Here is a 19,018-nt window from a genome sequence, read left to right as displayed (position 1 = left end):
GCACCCCTCAGGGCCGGCGGCTCACTTGACGGGGGAGTAGACCCGCTCGATCTGCTGGGTGCCGGACTTGGTGCGGTAGGAGCGCGTCCACGAGGAGGTGGCGTCCTTGCGGGTCCGGTCCGAGAGCACGTAGTAGTCCATCTGCGTCTGGCCCGGGGTGATGTCCAGGACGCCGTAGCCGTGCGAGTCCAGGTCGACCCACTTGATGTGGCGGTTGCCCGCCTTGATCGCGGCGACGGCGGCCAGCGAGACGGTCTGCGGGGCCACCTTGAGGATGTCGTCGATGTTGTCCGAGGTGACCGAGGTGACCACGAACTCGGTGGCGGCGCTGCCGGAGAGCGGGTAGGTGGCGGCCTCGTTCGGGACGTCCGCGGCCCAGGCGGAGTGGATGTCGCCGGTGAGGAAGACGGTGTTGGTGATGCCGTTCGACGTGAGGTGGCCGAGCAGCTCGCGGCGGTCGTGGGTGTAGCCGTCCCACTGGTCGGTGTTGACGGCCAGGCCCTCGCCGGGCAGGCCGAGCAGCTTGGCCAGCGGCCGCAGGATGTAGTCGGGCAGCGAGAAGAACGCGACCGGCGAGATCATCACCTCGTTGCCGATCAGCCGCCAGGTGGTGTCGGAGGCGCTGAGACCGGCCTTCAGCCAGTCCATCTGGGCCCGGCCGGTGATGGTGCGGTCGGCCGAGTCGACGTCGCCGTTGCCGACCTTGACCTGCTGGGAGCGGAACGAGCGCTGGTCCATCAGGTGCAGGTCGGCCAGCTTGCCGTAGCGCAGGCGGCGGTAGGTGGTGCCGGCGACGGACGGGCGGACCGGCATCCACTCGAAGTAGGCCTGCTTGGCGGCGGCCATGCGGTCGGCCCAGTCGCCCTCGGTGCCCGGGGTGTGGTTCTCGGCGCCGCCGGACCAGGCGTCGTTGGCGAACTCGTGGTCGTCCCAGATCGCGATCGTCGGGATCTGCGCGTGCAGCGTCTGGAGGTCCTCGTCGGTCTTGTAACGGCCGTGCCGGGTACGGTAGTCGGCCAGGTCGAGGATCTCGTGCGCCGGGGCGTGCGGGCGCACCACGGTGCCGCGGGCGCAGAACTCGCCGCTCTTGTACTCGTAGATGTAGTCGCCGAGGAAGAGGAAGGCGTCGAGGTCGCCGCGGGCCGCGAGGTGGCGGTAGGCGGAGAAGTAGCCGGCCTCCCAGTTGGCGCAGGAGGCCACGCCGAAGCGGAGGCGGTCGAGGGCGGCGTCGGTGGCCGGGGTGGTGTGGGTGCGGCCGACGGGGGAGACGGTGGCGCCGGCGGTGAAGCGGTACCAGAAGGTGGTGTCCGCGGTCAGGCCGCGGACGTCGGCCTTGACGGTGTGGTCGGAGGCCGCAGTGGCGGTCACCGTGCCGCTGGCCGCGATCCGGGTGAAGGCCTTGTCGGTGGCCAGCTCCCAACGCACCTCGGTGTCGGGGCCGGTGGCGGAGCCGGGGACGGCCTCGGGGGTCGGGGTGACCCGGGTCCAGAGCAGGATGCCGTCGGGGAGGGGGTCGCCGGAGGCGACGCCGTGGAGGAACTGCGGGGCGGTCGCGGCCTCGGCCGCGGTGCCGAGGGCCAGCGGCACGGCGGCGGCACCGGCCACGATGGCGGTGGCCTTCAGCACCTGGCGGCGGCGCGGGCGGGCGGCGGTCATGTCATCGACAAGGTCAGTCACGGCCGACAGGCTACCGGTCGGTAATGGTCCGTTCCATACGTTGAACTGACTGTTTGTCGCCGATTCACCGCGACGTGACGTCCCGCCACCGGCTCGGCCGCACGCGGTCACCCCGCGGCCATGCGCGATGATGGTGAACGATCCGCCCTCTGTCGCAAGGAAGTTCCCCGTGGCCCAGATCCTGCTTCTGCACTCCGTGTACGGCCTGCGCCCCGCCGTCCACGCCGCCGCCGACCGGCTGCGCGCCGCCGGGCACACCGTGCACACCCCCGACCTGTTCGAGGGCCGCACCTTCGACGACGTCGAGGAGGGCATGGCGTACAAGGAGGAGCTCGGCAGCGACGAACTGCTGCGCCGGGCCGTGGGTGCGGCCGCCCCGCTGCTCGGCTCGGGCGACGCGCTCGTCTACGCGGGCTTCTCGCTCGGCGGCTCGCTCGCGCAGAACCTCGCCCTCGCCGACGAGAAGGCGCTCGGCCTGCTGCTCCTGCACGGCACCTCCGACATCCGCGAGGACGCGGCCACCTCCATCCCCGTCCAGCTGCACATCGCCGAGCCGGACCCGTTCGAGCCCGAGGACTGGCTGAACGCCTGGTACCTGGGGATGCGGCGGGCCGGCGCCGACGTCGAGATCCACCGCTACCGGGGCGCCGGGCACGTCTACACCGACCCGGAGCTGCCCGACTACGACGCCGAGGCGGCGGAGCAGACCTGGGCGGTGGCGCTGGACTTCCTGGCCGAGCTGGACGAGCAGGAGGGCTGAGGGCCGCGGTGGCCCGACGGCCGGGGGCGCCGCCGGCCGGCCTCCCGCGCGGATCCTCGGGTTCCAGGACGGTCGCCGCGGGGGGTTGGGCAGACTGGGGGCATGGCGAACTCTTCGGTGGGGCTTGGTGGGGACGAGGACGAGGACGAGGACGAGGACGCGGTGCCGCTGGCGGCGCTGCTGAGGCGCACGGCGGAGGAGCTCGGGGTCGGGTTGCCGGAGCCGGCGGGGGCGTGGGAGCGGATCGTCGAGTTCAAGGACGACGAGACCGGCCGGCGGGTGGTCGTGAACCCGCCACGGTCGGGCCACCCCTACCAGGTGCGTTTCACCGGCCACGGCGCCCCGCTGGCCGGCGGGCTGACCGGGGACGTGGCCGAGGTGGTCGGCGCGACGGCGGCGTGGATGGGGGGTGCGGGCCTGGAGGCGACCGTGGCGGCCGCGCCGTTCGTGCGGTTCCGGGAGTGGGCCCTCGCCCAGGAGCGGGCGCCGCTGGACCCGGTCGAGCTGATGTGGATGATCAAGCTGGACCGCGTCCACCTGCCGCCCTACGACCGGCACCCCCGCCCCCACGCGTTGCTGGCGGCCGCGTACGCCCAGCCGGTGCTCCGGCGGCTGATGCCGGTCAACAGCCACTTCAACCTCTGGTTCTCCACCGGCGTCGAGACGCCGTGGAAGGCGAAGGTCGGGGGCACGGTCGACCCGAACCACGAGGGCCGGTACGCCGTGTGGCACGACGGGGAGCCCGTCGCGTGCTTCGACACCCCGGAGGAGGCCGTCGCCCTCGTGGTGGCGCGCCTGCCGGAGGGCACCGGCCCCGCGCGCTGACCGGCGGCGCTCCCGCAGGCCGGCCCGGCGCGGCACCGGACGCCGCCCCCGGACCTGTCCCCGGCCCCCGGCCCCCGGCGCCCGTGCGTGCCGGGGGCTGGGGGACGATGGAGCCGTGGCAGAGCGGAGATACGAGCACGCGCCGGCGCACACCCTGCCCGGGCTGTTGCAGCGGGGGCGGGGGCTGGGCGCGCGGATGGCGGCGGAGGACCCGGCGGCGGCCGCCGGGCTGGTGTACGGGTGCCTGCGGTGGGACTGGCGGTGGGACCGGCAGACGGACGACCGGCACCTGTACCTGGCCAGGCTGCTGCGGGACCTGGAGCTGCCGCTCGGGCCCGTGATCGAGCTGCTGGCCCACGGCGAGGACGCCTGCGAGCGGGCCGCCCGGGTGCTGGAGCTGCTGGCCCTCGACGGCTCGGTGGAGGCCCGGGAGGCCCTGCGGGCCCACGTCCGGGAGGGCGAGCACTGGGCGGCCGTGCTGGAGTCCGTGGCCGGGGCATGGCCGGTGGAGTGGTGGGACGACCTCGCGGGCCCGGCGCGGGAGCGGCTGAAGGGGCACCCGGAGGACCGGTGGGGTGAGCCGTGGGACCGCTGGGGGTCCGCCGCGCCGCGGCCCGGGCGCGCGGTGGGCCTGCGGGACCCGATGCCGGAGGTGGCGAGCGCGCGACTGCTGGAGCTGCTCGCCGATCCGGCCGAGCCGGAGAACCGCAAGGTGACCGCGCTCGGCGCACTGGCCGCCCGGGCGCCGGAGCCGGGCCTCGTCCCGCTGGTGCCGTCGCTGGGGACGGCGGACGGTGGGCTCGCACTGCCGCGGCTGCCCGCCGTGGTTCGCCGGCTCGGGGCTCCGGCCGTGCCCGCCGCCCGGGAGTGGGCGGGCACCGGGGAGCCGTGGCTGGTCGCGCTCGGGTGCCAGGTGCTGGCCGAGCACGGGGAGGCCGAGGACGTTCCCGTGCTGGTGGCCGCTCTGGAGCGGGACTGGGCGGCGCGCAGCTGGGGCGGGCCGATGTACACGGCGCGCGGGCTGGCCCGGTTCGGGCCCGGGGCGGCGGAGGCGGTGTCGCTGCTGCGGCGGTTCTGGCTGTGGACGCCGCACTCCTACGAGCGGGCGGCCTATCTGGAGGCGTTGGCGGAGATCGGCCCGGCGGGGCTGGAGTCGGTCCACGTGGAGTGCCTCTGGGACTGCGAGGAGGACGCCCGGCTGCTCGGGGTGGCGCACGCTCCGGACCGGCCCGAGGTGCGGGAGCGGCTGGCCTACCTGCGGGACGACCCGATGGAGGAGGCCGGGGTCAGGGCCGCCGCCGGGGAGCGGCTGGCGGCCCTGACCCCCTGAGCCCGTCGGGCCTGAGCCCTACAGGCCTGGACCCGTCGGGCCGGTGGGCCCTACAGGCCGGGGATCCGGCCGTTGCGGTAGAGGTCCACGAACAGCTGGTGGTCTTCGCGGGCCCGGGCCCCGTACGCGTGCGCGAAGTCGACCAGCATCCGGGTGAACCCGGCCTCGTCGCGCGCGATCGCCTCGTGGATGGCGTGCTCGGTGGAGAACGGCACCAGGGTGTGGCCGCTGGAGGACTCGTCGGCCGCCGCGTGCATGGTGGCGGTGGCCCGGCCGAGGTACTCGGTGACGGCGAGCAGGTCGGACAGCTCGTTGAGGTCCGTCCAGTCGAGGTCGGTGGCGTACGGGGAGACCTCGGCGACCAGCTGGCCGCGGCCGTGCAGGGTGGTGTACCCGAGCCACGGGTCGCTGTGCGCCTGGAGGGCGCGCTGGGAGATGACCGTGCGGTGGCCCTCGTGCTCGAAGTAGCCGGCGATCGCCGGGTCGGTGACGTGACGCGACACGGCAGGGGTCTGGCCCTGCTTCATGTAGATGATCACGTCGTTCTCGAGGGCGTCGGTGTGGCCCTCCAGCAGCAGGTTGTACGAGGGCAGACCCGCCGAGCCGATGCCGATGCCACGGCGGCCGACCACGTCCTTGACCTTGAGCGACTCCGGGCGGGTCCGGGAGGCCGGCGGCAGGGTGGCCAGGTAGGCGTCGAAGGCGGCCAGCACCTCGGCCTTGGTGGGCTCGTCGAGCTCGATCGCGCCGCCGCCGAGGCGGAAGCGGCGGTCGTAGCCCTCGACGACGGTGTCGCCGTCGAGGAGCGCGACCCGGGTCTGGAGGCGGGCCTCGCGCAGGGTCTCCAGGACCGGGCCGGTGGCGGTGTCCAGGGTGTACGGATCGGCGTCGCCGGAGGTGACGTGGGCGGCGATGCGCGACCGGTACGCGTCGGCGAAGGCGGTGACCAGCTGGGTGATCGTCCCGTCGGAGAGCGCCTTGGCGTAGCCGATCAGGGCGAGCGAGGCGGCCAGGCGCTGGACGTCCCAGGTGAAGGCGCCGACGTAGGCCTCGTCGAAGTCGTTGACGTTGAAGACCAGGCGGCCCTCGGAGTTCAGGTAGGTGCCGAAGTTCTCCGCGTGCAGGTCGCCGTGGATCCAGACCCGGCTGGTGCGCTCGTCCAGGAACGGCGTCCCGTAGGCGTCGAAGGGGGAGGAGGTGAGGTCCGCGTAGTAGAGCCCGGCGGTGCCCCGGTAGAAGGCGAAGGCGGAGGCGGCCATCTTCCGGAACTTGACCCGGAAGGCCGCCGGGTCCTTGGCGAGCAGGTCGCCGAAGGCCGTGTCGAAGACGCCGAGTATGGTCTCGGCGCGGTCGGTGGCGGTGGGCTGCGGGAGGGGCATGAAGGGCGTCCTCTTGGAGCGGGTGGAGGGCCTGGCTCGAAGCGATCCGGGCTTGGGCGAAGGCTAGAGTAGGACCGTGAACGTGTGAGAGCGGGTCCGGGCCCCTGGTGAGGCGGCTCGGACCTCATATGTTTCCAGGGCCCTTCGTGACCTGCGCGTTCGCCGGCCAGCCAGACAGCACGAGCCTCCGGAGGCCCCGCCTTGAGCGACCAGCCGTACGCGCACCTGCACGTCCACACCGAGTACTCGATGCTGGACGGTGCCGCCCGGCTGAAGCAGTTGTTCAAGGAGGTCGAACGGCTGGGCCAGACCCATGTCGCGATGACCGACCACGGCAACATGTACGGCGCCGCCGAGTTCCACAAGCAGGCCACCGCCGCGGGCATCACCCCGGTGATCGGCATCGAGGCGTACGTCGCGCCGGAGTCCCGCTCCAACACCAAGCGCATCCTCTGGGGCCAGCCGCACCAGAAGAAGGACGACGTCTCCGCGTCCGGCGCCTACACCCACAAGACCATCTGGGCCCGGAACAAGGAGGGCCTGCACAACCTCTTCAAGCTGACCTCGCGCTCCTACGCCGAGGGCTGGCTGGTGAAGTGGCCCCGGATGGACAAGGAGATCATCTCCGAGCACGCGGCCGGCCTGATGGCCACCACCGGCTGCCCCTCCGGCGAGGTGCAGACCCGGCTCCGGCTCGGCCAGTTCGACGAGGCGCTGCGGTCCGCCGCCGACTACCAGGAGATCTTCGGCAAGGAGAACTACTTCCTGGAGCTGATGGACCACGGCCTCGACATCGAGAAGCGGGTCCGCGACGGGCTGATCGAGATCGGCCGGAAGCTGGACATCCCGCCGGTGGTCACCAACGACTCGCACTACACCACCGAGTCCGACGCCGGCGCCCACGACCTGCTGCTCTGCGTGCAGACCGGCAAGAACCTCTCCGACCCGGACCGCTTCCGCTTCGACGGCACCGGCTACTACATCAAGTCGGCCGCCGAGATGTACGCGCTGGACTCCTCGGACGCCTGGCAGGAGGGCTGCCGCAACAGCCAGCTGCTGGTGGCGCAGCGGGTCGACACCACCGGCATGTTCGAGTTCAAGAACCTGATGCCGCGTTTCCCGATCCCGGAGGGCTACGAGTCCGAGGCGGACTTCTTCAGGGCCCAGGTGTGGAAGGGCATGGACTGGCGCTTCCAGAACGGGTACGACGACGAGCACCGGAAGCTCGCCGAGTACGAGATGGACACCATCATCCAGATGGGGTTCCCGGCGTACTTCCTCGTGGTCGCCGACTTCATCATGTGGGCGAAGAGCCAGGGCATCGCGGTGGGCCCCGGACGTGGTTCGGCGGCCGGCTCGCTGGTCGCGTACGCGATGGGCATCACCGACCTCGACCCGATCCCGCACGGCCTGATCTTCGAGCGCTTCCTCAACCCCGAGCGCATCTCCATGCCCGACGTCGACATCGACTTCGACGAGCGCCGGCGCGGTGACGTGATCCGGTACGTGACGGAGAAGTGGGGCTCCGACAAGGTCGCCATGATCGTCACGTACGGCACCATCAAGGCGAAGGCCGCCATCAAGGACTCCTCCCGCGTCCTCGGCTACCCGTACGCGATGGGCGACCGGATCACCAAGGCGATGCCGCCGGACGTCATGGGCAAGGGCATCCCGCTCTCCGGCATCACCGACTCCTCGCACCCGCGCTACGGCGAGGCCGGCGAGATCCGCGGGCTCTACGAGAACGACCCGGACGTCCGCAAGGTGATCGACACCGCCCGCGGCATCGAGGGCCTGATCCGCCAGCCCGGCGTGCACGCGGCCGGCGTCATCATGTCCGCCGAGCCGCTGACCGACCACATCCCGGTGTGGACCCGGCACACCGACGGCGTCACCATCACGCAGTTCGACTACCCCACCTGCGAGGGCCTCGGCCTTCTCAAGATGGACTTCCTCGGCCTGCGCAACCTGACGATCATGGACGACGCCGTCAAGGCGATCGAGCGGAACAAGGGCGTCAAGATCAACCTCCTTGATCTGCCCCTCGACGACAAGCCCACCTACGAACTGCTCGCCCGCGGCGACACGCTCGGCGTCTTCCAGCTCGACGGCGGGCCGATGCGCTCGCTGCTGCGCCTGATGAAGCCCGACAACTTCGAGGACATCTCCGCCGTCCTCGCGCTGTACCGGCCGGGCCCGATGGGCGTCAACTCGCACACCAACTACGCGCTGCGCAAGAACGGCCAGCAGGAGATCACCCCGATCCACCCGGAGCTGGAGAAGCCCCTGGAGGAGATCCTCAAGCCGACCTACGGCCTGATCGTCTACCAGGAGCAGGTGCAGAAGGCCGCGCAGATCCTGGCCGGCTACTCGCTCGGCCAGGCCGACCTGCTGCGCCGGGCCATGGGCAAGAAGAAGAAGGAGATCCTGGAGGCCGAGTTCGTCCCGTTCCAGAAGGGCTGCCGGGAGCACGGCTACTCGGACGCGGCGATCCAGGCGGTGTGGGACGTGCTCGTCCCCTTCTCCGGCTACGCGTTCAACAAGGCGCACACCGCCGGGTACGGGCTGGTCTCGTACTGGACGGCCTACCTCAAGGCCAACTACCCGGCCGAGTACATGTCCGGTCTGCTCACCTCCGTGAAGGACGACAAGGACAAGTCGGCGGTCTACCTCAACGAGTGCCGCAAGATGGGCATCCAGGTGCTGCCGCCGGACGTCAACGAGTCGGACTCCGACTTCACCCCGCACGGCGACGAGCTGGTGCGGTTCGGCCTCACCGCCATCCGCAACGTCGGCGGGCCGGTGGTGGAGTCGATGATCCGCACCCGGAAGTCCAAGGGGAGGTTCGGCTCCTTCCCGGACTTCCTGGAGAAGGTGGAGTCGGTGGTCTGCAACAAGCGGACCGTCGAATCCCTCATCAAGGCGGGCGCGTTCGACTCGCTCGGGCACACCCGCAAGGGCCTCACCGCGCAGTTCGAGCCGATGATCGACAACGTCGTCGGGGTCAAGCGCAAGGAGGCCGAAGGCCAGTTCGACCTCTTCGGCGGCGACGCGGTCAGCGACGAGCCGAGCTTCGGGCTGGACGTCGTCTTCTCCGAGGAGGAGTGGGACAAGTCCTTCCTGCTCACCCAGGAACGGGAGATGCTCGGCCTCTACGTCTCCTCGCACCCGCTGCACGGCATCGAGCACCTCCTCGCCGACAAGGCGGACTGCGCGGTGGCCGACCTCGCGGAGCGGCCGGACGGCTCGATCGTCACCATCGGCGGCATCATCTCGGGCCTCCAGCGGAAGATGACCAAGCAGGGCAACGCCTGGGCGATCGCCACCGTCGAGGACCTGGCCGGCTCGATCGACTGCATGTTCTTCCCGGCCAGCTACCAGCTCGTCTCCTCCCAACTCGTCGAGGACTCGGTGGTGTTCGTCCGCGGCAAGCTGGACAAGCGGGAGGACGTGCCGCGGCTGATGGGCATGGAGCTGGCCATCCCGGACCTGACCAACGTCGCCGCCCAGCTGCCGATCACCCTCACCATCGCCGAGAGCCGGCTCAACCCGGCGGTGGTGACCCGGCTCGGCGAGGTGCTGGCCCACCACAAGGGGACCACCGAGGTGCACGTCCACCTCCGGCGCGGTGACAGCACCACCGTGCTGCGGCTGGACCGGCACCGGGTGAAGTCCGACCCGGCGCTGTTCGGGGACCTCAAGCAGCTCCTCGGGCCGAGCTGCCTGGCGGGCTGAGACCGCCCGCGGCGGCGGGTCGTCGACGGCTACGCCGGTCCTCGACGGCTACGACCCGCCGCCGAGGCCCGGCGGCACCGCGGTGTGGAGGGCCGAGACGAACGCCGAGATCGCCGGGTGGGAGCCCGCGCCCGCGCGGAAGGCGGCCCGGGTGCGGCGGTACATCGGCAGGCGGGTGAGGACGACGCCGGGCGGCGGCTGCGCGGTGCCCAGGTGGGGGACCAGCGCCACGCCCTGGCCGGCCGCGACCAGGGCGAGCACGGTGGCGAAGTCGTCGATCTGGTGCCGGATGCGCGGTGCGAACCCGGCGCTCTCGCAGGCCCGGACGGCCATGCTGTGGCAGAGCGTGCCCGGCGGCGCCATGATCCACGGCGCCGAGCGCTGCCCGGCGATCGTGCCCGCGCCGAGCGCCGCCAGGTACATCGGCTCGGTGAAGACCGGGCGGGTCACCGCCAGGCCGGGCTCCGGGTCAGCCGGCACCAGGTCGTACTCGTGCACCAGCGCCACGTCCAGCTCGCCCGCGCGCAGCGCCGCGGCGACGGCGGCCGGGTCCACCTCCGTCACCATCGGCTCCAGGCCGGGGTGCCAGCCGGCCAGTTCGGCGAGGAGGGCGGGGAGGATCGCCCGGGCCGCCGAGGGGTAGGTGCCGATCCGCAGCGGCCCGGCCAACCCCTGCCGCGCATGGGCGAGTTCGGCGTCCGCCTGCTCCAGGCGCTCCAGCACGGCCTCGGCGTGGCGGACCAGGCCCAGCCCGGCCGGCGTCAGCGCGACCCGCCGGCCGGTGCGCTCCAGCAGCGGGACGCCGGCCTCCTTCTCCAGGACGGACAGCTGCTGGGATACCGCCGAAGGGCTGAACGAGAGCGCCTCGGCGACGGCGGCGATGGTGCCGAGGTGGGCGAGTTCGCGCAGCAGGCGCAGGCGTCGGACGTCGAGCATCGGCCCAGCTTACGAGAAGCCTCGGAAATGTGAACTGGACCTGCGGGATCGGCGGCCCGCAGGATCGGAGCCATGGAACACACCACTCTCAAGGGCATCTACGTCCCGCTGGTCACCCCCTTCGCCGCCGACGGCTCGGTGGCCCTGGACGCGCTGGAGAAGCTGGCCGCCTCGCTGCTGGACGACGGCGCGGCCGGACTGGTGGCGCTCGGCACCACCGGCGAGCCGGCCACGCTGAGCGCGGACGAGCGGCGTGCGGTGACCGAGGTCTGCGCGGCCGTCTGCGCCGAGCGCGGCGGGCGGCTGGTGGTCGGCGCGGGCGGGCCGGGCACCCGGGCCGCCGCCGAGGAGCTCGCCGGGCTGCGCGAACGGGTACCGGGGGTGGCGGCCGCACTGGTCACCGTGCCCTCCTTCGTGCGGGCGGGCGAGGCCGGCACGGTCGCGCACTTCCGGGCGCTGGCCGAGGCGAGCCCGGTGCCGCTGATCGTCTACCACATCCCGTACCGCACCGGGCAGCCGCTCTCCGCCGCCGCCATGCTGGAGCTGGCCGCCGTCCCCGGCGTGGCGGGCGTCAAGTACGCGACCGGCGGGCTGGACCAGGACGCGGTGGAGCTGCTCGCCGCCCGGCCCGCGGGCTTCGCCGTCCTGACCGGCGAGGACGTCTTCCTCGCGCCGATGCTGGCGCTGGGAGCCGCCGGCGGCATCCTGGCCTCCGCCCACCTGGCCACCGCGCGGTTCGTGGAGCTGGCCGACGCCTGGGAGGCCGGGGACGCCGGGCGGGCCCGCGCGCTGGGCCACCGGCTCGCCGCCCTGGCCGCCGCCGCCTTCGCCGCGCCGAACCCCGCCGTCGTCAAGGGCGTGCTGCACGCCCAGGGCCGGATCCCCACCCCGGACGTCCGGCTGCCGCTGCTGCCGGCCGGCCCGGCGGAGGTGGCCGCGGCACTGGAACTGGCGAGTGGTCTCGACCGGTAGACGAGGCACGGCCTCTCACACCGTGGAATACCAGGCCGCCCCTCCCGCGTGACAAGGCATGATGGGCGGAGTGCGGCTGTGACCAGCAACATCAAGAGGAGTAGTCGGAATGAAGATCGGCATTGTGGGGGCCACCGGCCAGGTCGGCGGCGTGGTCCGCGAGATCCTGGCGGAGCGCGCAGACCTCCCCGGCGGGGTGGGCCCGGTCGAGCAGCTGCGGCTGTTCGCCTCCGCCCGTTCGGCCGGGCGCACGCTGCCCTGGCAGGGCACCGAGATCACCGTCGAGGACGCCGCCACGGCCGACTACACCGGCCTGGACATCGTGATCTTCTCGGCCGGCGGCGCCACCTCCAAGGCCCTCGCCCCGAAGGCCGCCGCGGCCGGCGCCGTCGTGATCGACAACTCCTCCGCCTGGCGCCGCGACCCCGAGGTCCCGCTGGTCGTCTCCGAGGTCAACCCGCAGGCGATCGCCGACCGTCCCAAGGGCATCATCGCCAACCCGAACTGCACCACCATGGCCGCCATGCCGGTGCTGCGCCCGCTGCACGACGAGGCCGGCCTCGCCGCGCTGGTCGTCTCCACCTACCAGGCCGTCTCCGGCAGCGGCGTCGCCGGCGTGGCCGAGCTCCAGGACCAGGCCGCCAAGGTCGTGGACGGCGCCTCCGCGCTCGCCCACGACGGCTCCGCGGTGGAGTTCCCCGAGCCCAAGGTCTACAAGCGCCCGATCGCCTTCAACGTGCTGCCGCTGGCCGGCTCCATCGTCGAGGACGGCTCCAACGAGACCGACGAGGAGCAGAAGCTCCGCCACGAGAGCCGCAAGATCCTCGGCATCCCCGGGCTGAAGGTGGCCGGCACCTGCGTGCGCGTCCCGGTCTTCTCCGGCCACTCGCTCCAGATCAACGCCCGCTTCGAGCGCCCGATCAGCCCCGAGCGCGCGGTCGAGCTGCTCTCCGGCGCCCCCGGCGTCGAGCTGAGCGACATCCCCACCCCGCTCCAGGCCGCCGGCCGGGACCCGAGCTACGTCGGCCGCATCCGGGCGGACGAGACGGTCGAGAACGGCCTGTCGCTGTTCGTCTCCAACGACAACCTGCGCAAGGGCGCCGCGCTCAACGCCGTCCAGCTGGCCGAGCTGGTCGCCGCGGAGCTGAAGGGCTGACACCCCGGCCGCACCCGGCCGCACCCTGGCGGGACCCCGTCCGCGGACGGGGTCCCGCCGTGCGTTCACGGGGCGCCGCGCCCCGGCCGCCCGTTGCCGGACCGCGACACACGCCGAGGTTCGGCGCGCGAACCAGGGGTAAAGGTGACCCAACGATCGGGCGGCCACGGGCTCCCCCTCACCCCACGCGGGCCCGAACGCCGGGCGGACCGCGCCCACCCGGTACCGCCGGCCGTGGCGGCGCCTGACCCCGAGGGCGAGCGAAAAGAGGTGCGCGATGGACCGCTGCGTCGTCCTGGTGGACGCCGGATACCTGCTGGGCGCCGCCGCCAGCCTGCTCGCCGGGGATCCGTCCCGCTCCAAGGTCACCGTCGACCACACCGCGCTGATCACCGCCCTGCGTGAGCGCGCCGAGGCCGAGACCGGCCTGCCGCTGCTGCGGATCTACTGGTTCGACGCGGCGCCCGACCGCCGCCCGATGCCCGAGCACCGCCGCCTGCGGGTCCTGCCGCGGGTGACCGTCCGGCTCGGCGCCCTCACCCGGGCCGAGGGCCGCTGGGTGCAGAAGGGCGTGGACGCCGCGATGCACGCCGAGCTCTCCGAACTCGCCCGCAACCGCGCCTGCGCCGACGTCGTGCTGATCACCGGCGACGGCGACCTGCTGCCCGGCATGATGTCCGCCAAGGAGCACGGCGTGGTCGTCCACCTCTGGGCGCTCCAGGCGGCCGACGGCGACTTCAACCAGTCCGAGGACCTGGTCGGCGAGGCCGACGAGCGCCGGGTCCTGGACCGGGAGTGGATCGAGGGCTCGTTCAGCCTGCGCGAGACCTCCATGGTCTTCCCCGCCCCCGGGCCGCGCCACGAGATCGCCAAGATCCTCGCCGCCCCGCCCGCAGCCCCGCACAGCGTCGTCCCGGCGGCCGGCCCGGTGTCCGCGGCCGGTCCGCTGCCCGCCGACGGGCCGGGGACCAACGGGCGTCCGGCGGCGGCCGCCACCGCACTCAAGGTCGTCCCCACCCCCAAGGACATCGCCGGGCGGGCCACCGCCCCGCAGCCCGCCGCCGCCCACCACCCGAGCGGCCCGGTACTGCGCTGGTCCTCCGACCGGGGCTGGGTCGAGCGGCCGGCCGCCGAGCAGGCCGTCACCGCCGGCGACAGCCTGCCCACCCTGGCCCAGCTCACCACCGCCGAACAGCGCTGGGCCGACCGGGAGGAGGACATCACCACCATCGGCGGGGACGCCCACGAGGTCGGCCAGGTCTTCGCCCGCCGCTGGACCGAGCGGCTCGGCGACGTCGAACGGCTCACCGCGCTCTGGCCCGACTACCCGCGCATCCCGCACCGGGTCGACGGCGAACTGCTCCGCTACGCCGCCCGGTTCGGCCTGCTCGCGCACAAGGACGACCAGATCGACGAGCACGACCGGTACGCCATCCGGGCCGGCTTCTGGAAGGAGCTGTCCGGCCGGGTCCCCGGCGGGGACCTGGTGGTGGAGGACTAGCGCCCGGCGGAGGGCCAGGCCCTGGCGGGCGACGCGGGCCGTACCGGTTGCGGGGGAACGGGCCCCCTTGTCCGGTTCGCGGGCTCCACGGCGTAAAGTCTTCGCTCGTGGACGAGACGGCCGGGCGGGCGCCCCAGGAGACCTCGCCGTGCTGTGCCGTACGCGACCTGGTCAAGACGTACCGCTCCGGGCGCGGCGGCCCCATCGCCCCGATCCGGGCGAACGACGGCATCACGCTGACCGTCCGGCAGGGCGAGATCTTCGGGCTGCTCGGACCCAACGGCGCCGGCAAGTCCACCCTGGTCCGCCAGCTCACCGGACTGCTGCGCCCCGACTCCGGCTCCGTCGAGATCCTCGGCCACGACGTCGTCCGCCACCCCGAGCGGGCCGCCCGGCTGCTCGGCTACCTCGGCCAGGAGTCGACCGCGCTGGACGAGCTGACCGTCGCGCTCGCCGCCGAGACCACCGGCCGGCTGCGCGGCCTCGGCCGGGCACAGGCCCGGGCCGCCGCCGACGAGGTGCTCACCGAGCTGGCCCTGGAGCCGCTCGCCCACCGGCCGCTCGCCAAGCTCTCCGGCGGCCAGCGCCGGCTCGCCTGCTTCGCCGCCACCCTGGTCGGGGACCGGCCGCTGCTCGTCCTGGACGAGCCGACCACCGGCATGGACCCGGTCGCCCGGCGCGCGGTCTGGAGCGCTGTCGAGCGGCGCCGGGCCGAGCGGCGGACCACCGTGCTGCTGGTCACCCACAACGTGATCGAGGCGGAGACCGTGCTGGACCGCGTCGCGGTGATCGACGAGGGCCGGGTGATCGCCTGCGACACGCCCGGCGGGCTCAAGGCGCTGGTCGACGGCGACGTCCGGCTCGACCTGGTCTGGCGGGACGAGGCGCCGCTGGCGGTGCCCGCCGTCGCGGCCCTGGCCGAACGGGCCGAGCGCACGGGCCGCCGCTGGACCGTGCGCACCACCCCCGAGCAGGCCCGCGAACTGGTCGCCGCCGTCACCACCGGCCCGGCCTTCGCCGCCCTGGACGACTTCACCCTGGCCACCCCGAGCCTTGAGGACGCCTACCTCAAGCTGGGCGGCCGCCATGGAGGACTGGCCAAGTGACGCTGCTCTCCGCGCCGCCGCAGACCGTTCCGGCCGAGGACGCCGGGCCCGCCCCGCTGGCCCCCGCCGCCCGGCTGCTGCCCGCGCTGGCCGCCGTCTACCGGGCGCAGCTGGCCCGCGCCAAGGTGGCCCGCATCCCGCTGCTGTTCGTGGCCACCTTCCAGTCGCTCGGCATCCTGGTGATGATGCGCGGCGTCGTGGACGCCGGGCAGACCCCGGCCGCGCGCTCGGTGGTGGCCGGCTCCAGCGTGCTGGTGGTCGCCTTCGTCGCGCTCAACCTGCTCGCCCAGTACTTCGGCCGGCTGCGGGCCACCGGCGGCCTCGACCACTACGCCACGCTGCCCGTCCCCGCCGCCTCCGTGGTGCTCGGCACGGCCGCCGCGTACGCCTCGTTCACGCTGCCCGGCGCGCTGGTGACGGCCGCCGTGGGGGCCGTGATGTTCGGGCTGCCGCTGGGGCAGCTCTGGGTGCTTCTCGCCGTGGTGCCGCTGGCCGGTGCGGCGCTCTCCGGGATCGGCGCGGCCTTCGGGCTGCTCGCGCCGAAGCAGGAGATCGCCACCATGCTGGGGCAGCTCGGCATGTCCGCGGCGCTGCTGCTGGGCGTGCTCCCGGTGGACCACCTGCCGCAGCCGGTGCTCTGGCTGCGTGACCTGATGCCCTCCACGTACGGCGTCGAGGCCTTCGCCCGGAGCTTCGCGGCCGACCCGGACTGGGCGGCGGTGGCGGGTGACCTCGCGGTCTGCGCCGGGGTGGGCGTGGCGTCGCTGGCCGTCGCCACCTGGGCGTACCGGCGGGCCACCACCCGGTAGGGCGCCGCGGGGCCGGCGTCCGCGGTGCGGGTGGCGGGTCCGTTCGGGCGGCCGTCGTGAAACGATGGGCCCGTGACCGTACCGAACACACCTCCGGATCCTCTGCGCGCGGCCGCGGGCACCGACGCGGACACCACCGGCCAGGGCCCGGCCGCCGCCCCGGACCCGTACGCGCCGCCGCCGGCGCCGGGCTCCGCGGGCGTCCCGCCCCTGCCGGGCGGCGTGCTCGCCGGGCCGCCGCGCCGGCCCGCGCTGGAGCGGCTGCGGCCGGAGCTGAAGGTCGGTGCGATCACACTGCTGGTCTGCCTGGTGCTGGGCGTGGTGATGGCCGGGCTCTGGGCCTGGCTGGCGCCCAAGGTGCCGCTGGTGGTCGACGGCAACAAGATCCTCTACGCCGACCCGGAGGGCGAGCAGCGGGCCGGCGCCGACAGCGTCTTCGTGCTGATCGGGCTGGGCATGGGCATCCTGACCGCGCTCGGGGCCTTCCTGGTCACCCGCCGCCGCGGTGGCGGGATCGCGGTCGCGGTCGGCCTCGCCGTCGGCGGCCTGCTGGCCTCGCTGGGCGCCTGGTCGCTGGGCCGCCGGCTCGGCCCCGGCAGCGACCTGGTCGCGGAGGCCCGGCGGGTCGGCAACGGCGGGCACTTCAACGCCGACATCGACCTCGGGGCGTACGGGGCGCTGCTGGCCTGGCCGATGGCGGCGATGGTGGTGCTGCTGGCGCTCTCGGCGGCGTTCGGAAAGCGCGAGGAGGATCCGCCGCCGTACTGGGCCGGGCCCTACGGCGCGCCGCAGCCGCAGGACGATGCGGTCCTGCGCCAGGACGATGCGGCCCCGCGCCACGACGATGCGGCTCCGCGCCACGACGGGGCGGCTCCGCGGCAGGAGGGCTGAGGTCCCGGCGCCGGGCGGCGGGCCCTCAGCCCGGCGCCGTCGCCTGGGCGGCGACCAGCTCGCGGTAGGGCGGGCAGCGTTGGAGCAGGGTGCGGTGGTCCGCGGCGTCGACGACGGTGCCGTCGCGCATCATGATGACGTGCTCGGCGTGCTGGACCGTGGACAGCCGGTGGGCGACCACGATCACGGCGCGCGAGGCGGACAGGCCGGCCACCACGCTGCGGAACCGCTGTTCGTTGATGCCGTCGAGCTGGCTGGTGGGCTCGTCCAGCAGGACGATGTCGGCGTCGGAGAGCAGCGCGCGGGCCAGTGCCATGCGCTGCCGCTGGCCGCCGGAGAGGTCGGTCTCGCGGCCGAGCGGCGTGTCCAGCCCCTGCGGCAGCCGCGCTATGTCCTCGGTGAGGCCGACGGCGTCCAGCGCCGCCGCGAGCTCCTCCTCGCCGGCCTGGTCGGCCCGGCCGAGCTGGAGGTTCTCCCGGGCGGTGGCCTCCAGCAGGGTGAACGCCTGGTCGACGTAGGCGACCCGGGCGCGCAGGGCGTCCAGGGGCCAGTGCCGGGAGTCGTGGCCGAGCACCGAGATGGAACCGGAGGAGGGCCGCACGAAGCGGTCGATCAGCGCGAGCGCGGTGCTCTTCCCCGCGCCGGAGGGCCCCACCACGGCCGTGAGGCCGGTGCGGGCCGTGCTGAAGGAGATGTCCCGCAGCGCGGCGCGGCGCGCCCCCGCGTGGGTGTACGAGACGGACCGGAAGATCACGGCGGGGGCGTCCCGGAGCGGGGTGGGAGCGGGCCGTTCGTCCTCCGGGCCGGCCTCCCCGGGCAGCTCCAGCAGCTCGTTGCAGCGGTCGCGGGCGGCCAGGCCCGCCTGGAGCCGGCCGGAGCCGGTGGCGAGGGTGCTGACCGAGGGGATCGTCTGCAGCAGGTAGAGCAGGAAGGCGGCGAAGGCGGCCACGTCGAGGTCGCCGGCCGCGAGCCTGGCGCCGCCGGTCAGGATCACGGCGATCATCGCGAACTGGTTGCCCAGGGCCAGCACGGCCGGCACCAGGGCGGTGAGCCGGGCGCCCTCCAGGGAGACGGTGCGCAGCTGCTCGGCGTCGGCCGCCAGCGCGCGGGCGGCGAACGGCTCGGCCCGCCAGGCCTTGACCGTGGTCAGTGCTTCGAGGTCGGCGGTGAACCGCTGGGCGATGCGCCCCACGGCGTCCTGCTGGCCCGCCACGTTGGTTCTCATCCGGCGCAGGATCAGCAGGACCAGCACCGCCAGGACGGCGAGGGAGAGCACGGTGACCACGGTGAGCACCCAGTCGATCCAGACCATCACCCCGAGGGTCGCCGCGACGGTCAGCACGGCCAGCGGCAGCTGGGCGGCGACCTCGACGACCTGGCGCAGCAGCAGCGCGTCGGAGGTGATCCGGGCGGCGAGCTCCCCGGTGCCCCGGGCCCGGACCACCGTGAGCGGCAGGTGCAGCGCGTGCTCCATGATGCGGGTCCGCAGGCGGTAGGCCAGCTGTTCGCCGAGCCGGGCGAGGAGGAACCCGGAGAGCGCCTGGGCGAGTGCGCCGCCGACGGCGGCGGCGCACATCAGCAGGACGTCGGGGGTCAGCGGCCGGTGTGCGGCGAAGTCGGTGACGATCTCCCGGACGAGCAGCGGCAGGGCCAGCGCGGCGGCCGTGGCGGCCAGCGCGAGCACCAGCGCGGCGGCGAGCCGGAGCGGGTCGGCGGCGAGTTCGTCGCGGAGCCGGATCGCGCCCGGGGCCCCGGGGGCGGTGGGAGGCGGCTGGTCGGCCACGGGGAGCCTTTCTGGTGATGGGTCGGACCGTGCCGCCGCCGGGGCCGTACGTGGCGTGCACCCCGGCGCGGCCGTCCCCGGTCGCGTGGCCGGGCGGGGCGGGGGGGGGCGGGGGGGGGGGCCCCGCCCCCGCCGGGGGGGGGGGGGGGGGGTGGGCC

The 19,018-nt window shown here is 73.9% G+C and carries 14 protein-coding genes; 10 read left to right on the top strand and 4 right to left on the bottom strand.

From position 1 onward, the window contains the following. Positions 1-21: 21 nt before the first annotated feature. The gene (locus ACFC1F_RS06215; protein WP_376156120.1) at positions 22-1,656 is read right to left on the bottom strand and encodes an alkaline phosphatase D family protein; all 1,635 of its coding nucleotides are present in this window, start codon (positions 1,654-1,656) and stop codon (positions 22-24) included. A gap of 151 nt (positions 1,657-1,807) precedes the next feature. Between ACFC1F_RS06215 and ACFC1F_RS06210 the strand changes: the two genes are divergently transcribed. The 3 genes from ACFC1F_RS06210 (at position 1,808) to ACFC1F_RS06200 (ending at position 4,592) form a co-directional block, all read left to right on the top strand. Further along, entirely contained in the window at positions 1,808-2,437 is a 630-nt protein-coding gene (locus tag ACFC1F_RS06210; protein WP_376156119.1) for a dienelactone hydrolase family protein, read from the top strand. 102 nt (positions 2,438-2,539) lie between these two features. Then, the gene (locus ACFC1F_RS06205) at positions 2,540-3,262 is read left to right on the top strand and encodes a DUF6193 family natural product biosynthesis protein (protein WP_376156032.1); all 723 of its coding nucleotides are present in this window, start codon (positions 2,540-2,542) and stop codon (positions 3,260-3,262) included. Between the two features lie 115 nt (positions 3,263-3,377). Next, positions 3,378-4,592, top strand: coding sequence for a hypothetical protein (locus ACFC1F_RS06200; protein ID WP_376156031.1), 1,215 nt, complete (start codon positions 3,378-3,380; stop codon positions 4,590-4,592). Between the two features lie 50 nt (positions 4,593-4,642). Here the strand turns inward: ACFC1F_RS06200 and ACFC1F_RS06195 are convergent, their stop codons facing one another. Next, entirely contained in the window at positions 4,643-5,971 is a 1,329-nt protein-coding gene (locus ACFC1F_RS06195; protein ID WP_376156029.1) for a DUF2252 domain-containing protein, read from the bottom strand. 249 nt (positions 5,972-6,220) lie between these two features. Here ACFC1F_RS06195 and dnaE point away from each other — a divergent pair, with 249 nt between their 5' ends. Next, positions 6,221-9,706, top strand: a complete 3,486-nt coding sequence (gene dnaE, locus ACFC1F_RS06190; RefSeq protein WP_376156118.1) for a DNA polymerase III subunit alpha — start codon at positions 6,221-6,223, stop codon at positions 9,704-9,706. Positions 9,707-9,754: 48 nt separating this feature from the next. On the opposite strand, the gene ACFC1F_RS06185 is transcribed toward dnaE, so the two are convergent. Next, entirely contained in the window at positions 9,755-10,642 is an 888-nt protein-coding gene (locus ACFC1F_RS06185; protein WP_376156027.1) for a LysR substrate-binding domain-containing protein, read from the bottom strand. Between the two features lie 72 nt (positions 10,643-10,714). Between ACFC1F_RS06185 and ACFC1F_RS06180 the strand changes: the two genes are divergently transcribed. The 6 genes from ACFC1F_RS06180 (at position 10,715) to ACFC1F_RS06155 (ending at position 17,077) form a co-directional block, all read left to right on the top strand. Further along, positions 10,715-11,614 carry a dihydrodipicolinate synthase family protein gene (locus tag ACFC1F_RS06180; protein ID WP_209411974.1) on the top strand — a complete coding sequence of 300 codons (900 nt, stop codon included), beginning with the start codon at positions 10,715-10,717 and terminating at the stop codon, positions 11,612-11,614. Between the two features lie 109 nt (positions 11,615-11,723). Then, positions 11,724-12,770, top strand: coding sequence for an aspartate-semialdehyde dehydrogenase (locus tag ACFC1F_RS06175; RefSeq protein WP_376156025.1), 1,047 nt, complete (start codon positions 11,724-11,726; stop codon positions 12,768-12,770). A 277-nt stretch (positions 12,771-13,047) separates the two neighbouring features. Continuing rightward, positions 13,048-14,271, top strand: a complete 1,224-nt coding sequence (locus ACFC1F_RS06170; protein WP_376156024.1) for an NYN domain-containing protein — start codon at positions 13,048-13,050, stop codon at positions 14,269-14,271. Between the two features lie 107 nt (positions 14,272-14,378). Then, the gene (locus ACFC1F_RS06165; RefSeq protein ID WP_209411977.1) at positions 14,379-15,377 is read left to right on the top strand and encodes an ABC transporter ATP-binding protein; all 999 of its coding nucleotides are present in this window, start codon (positions 14,379-14,381) and stop codon (positions 15,375-15,377) included. Then, a complete protein-coding gene (locus ACFC1F_RS06160; RefSeq protein WP_209411978.1) occupies positions 15,374-16,186 on the top strand; it encodes an ABC transporter permease in 813 nt (270 codons plus the stop codon). Before ACFC1F_RS06165 ends, ACFC1F_RS06160 begins: the two co-directional genes overlap by 4 nt. A 72-nt stretch (positions 16,187-16,258) precedes the next feature. Further along, positions 16,259-17,077 carry a hypothetical protein gene (locus ACFC1F_RS06155; RefSeq protein WP_376156022.1) on the top strand — a complete coding sequence of 273 codons (819 nt, stop codon included), beginning with the start codon at positions 16,259-16,261 and terminating at the stop codon, positions 17,075-17,077. A 25-nt stretch (positions 17,078-17,102) separates the two neighbouring features. Here the strand turns inward: ACFC1F_RS06155 and ACFC1F_RS06150 are convergent, their stop codons facing one another. Beyond that, entirely contained in the window at positions 17,103-18,860 is a 1,758-nt protein-coding gene (locus ACFC1F_RS06150; RefSeq protein WP_376156020.1) for an ABC transporter ATP-binding protein, read from the bottom strand. Between the last annotated feature and the right edge of the window lie 158 nt (positions 18,861-19,018).

The organism is Kitasatospora sp. NPDC056181 (assembly GCF_042266225.1).
Classification (GTDB): domain Bacteria; phylum Actinomycetota; class Actinomycetes; order Streptomycetales; family Streptomycetaceae; genus Kitasatospora.
Note: the sequence above shows the minus strand (reverse complement) of the source record. Positions and strands in the feature narration are given on the sequence as shown.